Below are 7,106 nucleotides of genomic sequence, written 5' to 3' on the forward strand. Positions count from 1 at the left end.
TCCCTTCGATCAGTGGGTGACCAGACCGGGTGCGGTCAGGTCGTCGAGGGCGTGGCGCCAGTCAGGCCGGATGGTCGCGGCGTAGGTGCGCAGCGCCTGCTCGTCGACCGGGTCCGGGTCGAGCACGGCGACGCTGGGGGCGGGCAGGAACCGCAGCGCGTCCTCGCCGGCGACCTGGATGCCGATGCGCTCGCCGCCGTCGCGGGCGTAGCGGTCCGGGCCGATCCAGCGGACTTCACCGGTGACGTGGACGTTCTTCCCGGACCGGGTCAGTGACCGCACCTGGCGGCCCACGCGGGGTGCGGTGGCGCGTGCCTGCGCGACGGCGATCAGCTGCGGCAGCAGCCGGCGCCGGTACCAGTCCAGGGCTGCGTCCTGGACCTGCGACGTGGCGTCGATCGTGGCGCTGTTGTGGTAGGTCCAGCCGCGCGTGCTGGCGTACTCCCAGGTGGTGACCTGGTCGCCGTCCCAGACCACGGCGAGGAAGTCGCTGTCGTCGTAGCCGTTGGCCTCGTAGGTGGCCAGCACCGCGCCCACGTAGGAGCGCTGCGGGTCACCACAGGACCGACCACTGTTCTTGATCTCTGTGGTGCAGGCGGGCCCGCACACGGTGATGGACATCGGATACCTCCCGGGAGTGCGATCTGCCTCGTCAGCGCCGGGACGATCAGTCCTCGGCGGACGCCGCGGAGGCGGCGTTTCGGCGGCGGTGTCGGTCGGGGCGTGCCCGCCGGGGCGGGCCGCGGGGTCCGCGGTGCTGGGCACCGGGTCCTCAGGCGCTGGCGGCGAGCCAGCGGTCGAGCGTGCGTGGGCTGATGCCGTACTGCGCGGCCACCGCCACGCGCCGGCTGCCCTTCTCGACCAGGGCCACCGCGGCAGCCCGCCGGGCCTGCCTCGGGCCGTGCCCGGCAGCCGCCCGGCGCGGGCCACGCAGCCGCATGCGCCGGCGCTCGGCGTCGGTCGTGGCGCCCCACACCCCGACCGCACCGAGCTCAAGGGCCCGGGCCAGGCACGCCGCGGTCACCGGGCAGCGCCGGCACACCCGCCTTTGCCTTCTCGACCTGGCGCGCGGCGGGCCCGCCAGTGCTGACCGGGAAAAACAGCTCCGGATTCACCGCCCTACAGGGCAGGTCGTGGTCCAGGAAATCCATCTCTGCTCACCTCGCATCTCGGGCTCGGACAGGGCCCAGCCCCCTGAGGCAGGGGCCGGGGGAGGAGTGGAGACCGGGCGGGGCGCCGCCGCTGTGGGCTGGGCGCCCCGCCCGGTAGCCGCCCGGGGGTCAGGCGGCCGGCTGGGGAGCGGTGGTCGAGTCGGGGCGCTCGGCCCGGGGCTGGCGGGTGACCGTGGCCCGCGCGCGGCGCAGGTCGGCCCCGATGACCTGGGCCCGCAGCTCGGTGCGCCGGACCGGGTAGTCGGCCCCGGCGGGGGTGAAGGAGTTGTCGGCGAGCTTGCCGATCACGACCACCGCATCCCCGGCGTGCAGGGACTCTGCGGCGTTCTCGGCCAGCTCACGGAAGGCGACCACGTCGGTCCAGACCGGCTTGGCGTCGCGCCACTCGCCGCTCTGGCGGTCGTAGTAGCGGTCGTTGCACGCGATGGAGAACCGCAGCACCGCGTCCCCGGTGCGCTCGCTGTAGACCAGCTCGGGCTCCTTGCCGATGTTCCCGGCCAGGGTGATCTCGTTCATGGGGTGCCTCCTGAAGCGTGTCGGGCTGGTTGGTGACGCGGCCCTGCCTCAGCGCGCCGTGGTGGGGCCCGTCAGGGGCGGCGGGGGTTCGAGCTGGCCCGAGCGGGTGGGAACCGCCTCCGGCGGTCCGAGCCCCCGGCGAGGCTTGTCCCACCCGCTCGGTGTCGGCGCCGGTTCATCGCCGCGCACCCCACCGCGGGGTGCTGACCTTCGGGCGTCTCCACACCGAGCACCGACACCCTTCTCGGGAGGCACCCGGCGGCGAGCTCCGCACCGCCCACAACCGCCGACCGGACCCGTTGGTTGTTCGTGCGGTGGCGCTCCCTGGGGGCGCTACTTGGGATACCCAGCCTGGCCAGCGCGGTCCTGCCCCGCGTGATCGCGTCGTCGATGCCGTAGACCGTTGTGGTCTTCCCGCGGCAGCATGCGCCGGACCACGTCGAGCACCAAGTGCCCGACGGTGCCCACTCGCGCGGCGGCTGCGGAGCATCGCCGGGCAGGACCCGTACCCCCCGCCCGCCAGGGCACCTCAGCGATCTCGACCTCCCGCATGGCTGATGTCCCTGCACGAACGGCGATGGGGCGACACCGCGTGCGGTGGGCGCCCCCATCGGGACCAGTGGTCAGTGCCAGATGACGTCGCGGGCCTGGTCGCGGGCGAACAGGGCGACCTCGCGCAGGTCGCGGAGCCGGTCCTGCAGATATCCCGCTGGCCGGCCGCAGTCCACGACCGTGCCGGCCGCGTTGAGGTCCCGGACCGGGACGCCGGGATCGGCGGGAGCCAGAGCCAAGGCCAGTTCGACGCGGCCCAGCATCTGCTCGGCCGGTAGTTCCCCGACCAGGGGCGTGTCCCCGCCCGGCGCCGGGGGGCCGCCGGGCGGGGGCTCGTGCACGTCGTCGGCGCCGAGCTCGGCGACCAGCCCGAGCGCACGCAGCAGCAACATCGCGTGGCGAACGCCGACGTCCAGGCTCGGTTCGGTGTCGGTGCTGGAGTGCACCACCACGAACGCGCGGTAGGCGTGCTCGCCGCAGTCGGGGTCGGTGCAGAACCGGTAATGGTCCGCCAGACCAGCGAGGGCGGTCTCGTAGTCGGCGAAATAGCGCCGGTCCTGCGGCGGATGCGCGGCACACACGATGCGCGCGCCCCGCTCCACCGGGCCATCGGCCGGGGGAGCGGGCATGAACGTGACACCCACGGTCCTCACACCGTCCTTTCGATCCACCTGGGCGAGCGCAGCGGCCCACGGTGGTAGTCAGTTGGTCTCCGGGTGGGCCGTCTCGGAGCCGCGGGCGATGGCCAGCAGCACGTCCGGACCGGTGAACCAGGCGCGTATGACGTCGACGGCGTCGTGCTTGGCGAAGTGGCCGGCGAGGCGTTCGAGCCCGCCGGGGATCCGCCGGTGAATCTCGTCGACCAGGTCGTCGATCGGGTAGTCGAACCCGGTTCCGCCGTAGAGCTCGGCGTACTCGGCCAGCGCCAGCTGCTGGAACAACGACCGGTCACCGAGCCCGCGCACTGCGCCACCACTGTCGGGGGCGGGCCGCCGGTAGACGAGGCCGTCATTGAGCGCGACCTGCATCGGCGGGTTGTCCGGGAACTGCTCGGCCAGGTCGCTGGTGTCGATCGCGACCCGCAGCAGTGGTCCGGGCGTCCAGTAGACGCTGACCAGGACTCCGCCGACGCGCAGCGCGGGGCGTTCGTCGTCGCTGGTCTGGGGCAGGAACTGGGCCCCTCGGTTGAGCTGGTCGTGCCCCTGCTCGGTCTGGGTCATCTCGATCTCCTTGGTGAAGGGTGCGCACACACCCCGGGCAGGGCGGCGGGGCCGCCCTACCCGGGGGTGTCTGGTGGGTGCGAAGTCAGTCGGACTCGTCGTCCGGCTCCTCGCTGTCGGTATCGGGGTCTCCCACGTCCGGCTCGTCGCCGGCCTCGGCGATATCGGTCCCGGCGTCCCCGCCCTCGCCGTCGTCCGGGTCGGTCCCATCGGCGGGAACGGCATCGGGGTCAAGGGCCAGCTGTTCGACCTCGGACAGCTGGTAGCCCCAGTCGCGCAGCTGGGCGAGGTAGCGCTGCGTGGCCGGGTCGGCGTTGCGCCAGTTGCCCCGGTGGGTGCCGGCCTCGTAGCCGGCCAGCACGATCGCCAGCGACAGCATCGTCGCCCGGGCCGCGCTGGTGGTGCGGGCGGCCTCGGCGAGCGGGTTGACCCGCCCGCTGTAGTAGCCGCCCCCCTCCGGGGCGGCGAGCCCGAGCAGCTCGCAGGCCAGTGTGTGGCCCGACTCCATCGCCTTGCGCAGGGCGTGGGCGCCCTGGCCGAGCTCCGCGGCGACGTAGATCGCGGCGCCCTTGGGCGCGGCCTTCTTGGCCAGCAGCTCGGTCAGCCACTCGCGGCGTACGGTCTCCGCAGACGTCCACGCCTTGTTGTTGTCGATCACCCGCCGGCGCTCCAGGCGCGCCGTCTCCTTCTCCCGGGCCTCCCGGGCCGCGCGCTCCTCGTCGCTCTCACCCGCACCAGCTGCGGCGGTGCCGGTCTGGGCGCGCATGCTCTCGCGCAGCGGGGCGTGCCCGTAGGTGACAGGGTCCAGACACAGCCAACGGACCCGGGCCTGGTGGGCCTCGCCGTAGCGGCGGAAGGTCACCACTTCCCCGGCGTGGCCGGGGCAGCTGCGGTGGGCCTCCTCCTCGAGGACGGTCCCTTCCGGGTCCTCGTCGCTGGGCCGCAGCCGGTACAGCTCGGCCGCGGCGGTGTAGCCGTCGTCGTCGCGGTCGAGGACGGTCACCCCGGCCTCGGTGAGCTCGGCGACCGCGGCGGCGTGCACCTGCTTCTCGTCGCGCTCGTCGCGCAGCCGTTGCGCGAAGTGGGCGAATCGCTCCGGTTCCCGCACCGCGACGGTGGTGAGCAGCTTGACCGCCTCGTCGTCGTCCTCGAACTCGGCGATCACCGACATCTGCACCAGGTCCAGCTCGTAGCGGGCCCCGATCGCGGCCGCCCGCGGGCTCTGGGCGGCCTGGGTGGTTTGGCGGACCCGGTCGGCCTTGGTGCGGACGACTTTGGCGATCTCGGCCGGCTTGAACCCGAGCCCGAGCAGCTGCTGGTGGGCCGCGACTTCCTCACTGGCGCACCTGCAGTATTCGAACGCAGCGCTATTCCGCCGCCGGCGCGGCATCCCAGTCACCTCTGGTCGGCCGTCAAGTCGCGCTCGGCAACCTCCTCGGCCTCACGTCTGCGAGCCTGGACCCTAGTTGCCTCATTAGCTATATTGCCAATTCAGCAACTACAAGTGGAGGTTGATCGATGGCACCGCTGGGAACTCTGCGCATCACCACGGACGGTCGATGCGCACTGCGGTTCGAACGCCGACTGGCACACCCGCCGGAGAAGGTGTGGCGTGCGCTCACCCAGATCGAACATCTCCGCTGCTGGTTCGCGGAGGTCCTCGACTACGACCGAAGCCAGTTCGAGGCAGTACTCGGCGCCGAACTCGCCTTCGTCCCCACCGCCGAGCACGCCCACATCGGCGCCAGCCGAGGAATTGTCACTCAGGTCCAGGCGCCTACGCTGCTGGAGTACACCTGGGGAACCGAGACCCTGCGCTGGGAGCTGACCGCGGACGGGACCGGCAGTCGACTGGTCTTCACCAACATCTTCGACGACCGAGGGTTCGCCCCCGCGATGGGCGCGGGCTGGCACGCAGGTCTGGAGCGCCTGCACGACTACCTCGACGACCGTGACCCGGACAAGGCGGCCCTTGAGGTCGACCCCGCCGCATGGAAACAACTCCAGGCCGACTACGAGCACGCACTCGCATGACGTCTGTGGTCCAGGAGGCGTTCGCGGCCCTGGCCGAGCCGCATCGTCGCGCCATCGTCGAGCTGCTGCTCCGCGACGGCGAACGCCTCGCCGGTGACCTCGGCGGCCAACTCGCACTGACCCAGCCGGCCGTGTCCAAGCATCTGAAGGTGTTACGCGAAGCCGGTCTCGTCGAGGTTCGACACGACGCCCAGCGCCGCTGGTACCGCCTGCAACCGGCGCCGCTCTCGGAGATCGACGCCTGGCTCGCCCCTTATCGGCAGTTCTGGACCGACCGCCTCAACGCGCTCGAACAGTACCTGGACACCATGCCGAACGACCCCGACATGAAGGAGAACTCATGAGCGACACCCTGCGCACCGTAGGAAACCAGTGGGCGCTGCACTTCGAGCGGCGCCTCGCGCATCCCCCGGAGAAGGTCTGGCACGCCATCACCGGCCCGAAACACCTCAGCCAGTGGTACCCCTTCACCGCCACCGAGCTCGACCCGCGTGTCGGCGGGGTCATCCGATTCCGCGATGAGGAAGGTGCCGAGCTGCACGCCGAGATCACCGAGTTCCAGCCACCGAAGATCTTCGCCTTCCAGGAGTACGACGAACAGACCGGCACGCACGGGCTGCACTTCGAACTGGAGCCCGATGGCGAGGGATGCCGGCTGGTGTTCACCCACACCTTCGCCGACAAGACCTGGGCGACGGGGTTCGAGACCGGATGGACACGCTGCCTCGACGCTCTCGCCCGAGCGCTGGACAGGTCCGCCAACTAGATACAGCGCGGCGTGGTCGGACGGGCCGGTGGGTACGCCGGCCCGGACAGACCGCTGAGGCTGACGACCGGTACATCGCCGACCCTCAGCAGGTAGGTCGCACGCAATGAAGCAGATGGTGCAGTCGTCCAGCCGATACGGATGCGGGAAAGGATGCGGTCCGGTCAACGTCAGGGGTCGTCAGGTCGAACAAGCAGAACCGGCCGGCAGACGGATCGTCGATCACGATGTGGTTCTCGCAGATTGACACCGTGTCGGCAACGCACTTGCAGAACGCCGTGGGTATCGCAACTGCCTCGTCCCCACCAGCCGGCGGGCGTCCTGTCCGCGCAGGAGACACTACGAGCCGATCGCGCTGGTCGAGTCCGGACCGGCGGGCGGTCGGACGTGTCCATGCGCAGAGCCTCGCCCGTGCCCGGCCGCGCGAATGTCGCGGCGTAGTGATCGGTGTCGACATTCTCGGGTCGGCCGCCGGGCGAGGTTGTCCCGAGTTCCGTGGAACTTCGGTGGCGGCCCGTTGTTGATCAGGCGGCGCTGACGGTATGACCGTAGCCGTTGGGTCCGACATCGTCGGTCCCGACATGCTGTTCGAGCGCGGTCCGCAGCGTCCGCAGGTGCAGGTGGCCGTTGACTCGGCGGAACTGCTTGCCGGCCTCGACCATGCCCGCGGCGCACCAGCGCAGCGCCATCTGCCCGTCGCGCCAGCGCTTGACGTTGGCCGAGTGATCCCGGCAGATGGAGATCATCGACTCGATCGTTATCTTCAGTCGGGGGACTGATCGAGCCTGTGAGCTGCTGGTTTGCCTCGTGAACAGTGTCGCTGACGTGGCTGTTCACGAGGTTCGG

The 7,106-nt window shown here is 71.2% G+C and carries 9 protein-coding genes, 1 other RNA gene and 1 pseudogene; 3 read left to right on the plus strand and 8 right to left on the minus strand.

The genetic code is table 11. From position 1 onward, the window contains the following. Positions 1 to 9 precede the first annotated feature (9 nt). From ACVJO7_RS32835 to ACVJO7_RS32865, 7 genes are all read right to left on the minus strand, one after another. Positions 10 to 621, minus strand: a complete 612-nt coding sequence (locus ACVJO7_RS32835; RefSeq protein ID WP_491676195.1) for a hypothetical protein — start codon at positions 619 to 621, stop codon at positions 10 to 12. Positions 622 to 638: 17 nt separating this feature from the next. After that, positions 639 to 706: hammerhead ribozyme type II (locus ACVJO7_RS32840), an RNA gene on the minus strand. 66 nt (positions 707 to 772) lie between these two features. Further along, entirely contained in the window at positions 773 to 1,024 is a 252-nt protein-coding gene (locus ACVJO7_RS32845; protein WP_491676196.1) for a helix-turn-helix domain-containing protein, read from the minus strand. A gap of 256 nt (positions 1,025 to 1,280) precedes the next feature. Beyond that, positions 1,281 to 1,688, minus strand: a complete 408-nt coding sequence (locus ACVJO7_RS32850; protein WP_491676197.1) for a single-stranded DNA-binding protein — start codon at positions 1,686 to 1,688, stop codon at positions 1,281 to 1,283. A 623-nt stretch (positions 1,689 to 2,311) separates the two neighbouring features. After that, positions 2,312 to 2,869 (minus strand): hypothetical protein, encoded by a 558-nt coding sequence (locus ACVJO7_RS32855; protein ID WP_491676198.1) that lies wholly within the window; start codon positions 2,867 to 2,869, stop codon positions 2,312 to 2,314. Between the two features lie 72 nt (positions 2,870 to 2,941). Further along, positions 2,942 to 3,460: a hypothetical protein gene (locus ACVJO7_RS32860; RefSeq protein ID WP_491676199.1), complete on the minus strand. Its 519-nt coding sequence runs from the start codon at positions 3,458 to 3,460 to the stop codon at positions 2,942 to 2,944. Positions 3,461 to 3,545: 85 nt separating this feature from the next. Beyond that, on the minus strand, positions 3,546 to 4,850 hold the full coding sequence (locus ACVJO7_RS32865) for a ParB/RepB/Spo0J family partition protein (RefSeq protein ID WP_491676200.1): 1,305 nt from the start codon (positions 4,848 to 4,850) through the stop codon (positions 3,546 to 3,548). Between the two features lie 128 nt (positions 4,851 to 4,978). Here ACVJO7_RS32865 and ACVJO7_RS32870 point away from each other — a divergent pair, with 128 nt between their 5' ends. Genes ACVJO7_RS32870 through ACVJO7_RS32880 form a run of 3 tightly spaced genes read left to right on the plus strand, consistent with a single transcriptional unit; the run spans position 4,979 to position 6,260 of the window. Beyond that, positions 4,979 to 5,494 (plus strand): SRPBCC domain-containing protein, encoded by a 516-nt coding sequence (locus ACVJO7_RS32870; protein WP_491676201.1) that lies wholly within the window; start codon positions 4,979 to 4,981, stop codon positions 5,492 to 5,494. A gap of 5 nt (positions 5,495 to 5,499) precedes the next feature. After that, complete coding sequence (locus tag ACVJO7_RS32875) at positions 5,500 to 5,838, plus strand: ArsR/SmtB family transcription factor (protein ID WP_491676202.1); 339 nt, start codon at positions 5,500 to 5,502, stop codon at positions 5,836 to 5,838. Next, complete coding sequence (locus ACVJO7_RS32880; RefSeq protein WP_491676203.1) at positions 5,835 to 6,260, plus strand: SRPBCC domain-containing protein; 426 nt, start codon at positions 5,835 to 5,837, stop codon at positions 6,258 to 6,260. Before ACVJO7_RS32875 ends, ACVJO7_RS32880 begins: the two co-directional genes overlap by 4 nt. Positions 6,261 to 6,784: 524 nt before the next feature. On the opposite strand, the pseudogene ACVJO7_RS32885 reads toward ACVJO7_RS32880, so the two are convergent. Beyond that, a pseudogene (locus ACVJO7_RS32885) lies at positions 6,785 to 7,015 on the minus strand (IS256 family transposase); the annotation flags it as partial. Between the last annotated feature and the right edge of the window lie 91 nt (positions 7,016 to 7,106).

This window comes from Pseudonocardia sp. DxW (assembly GCF_058448985.1).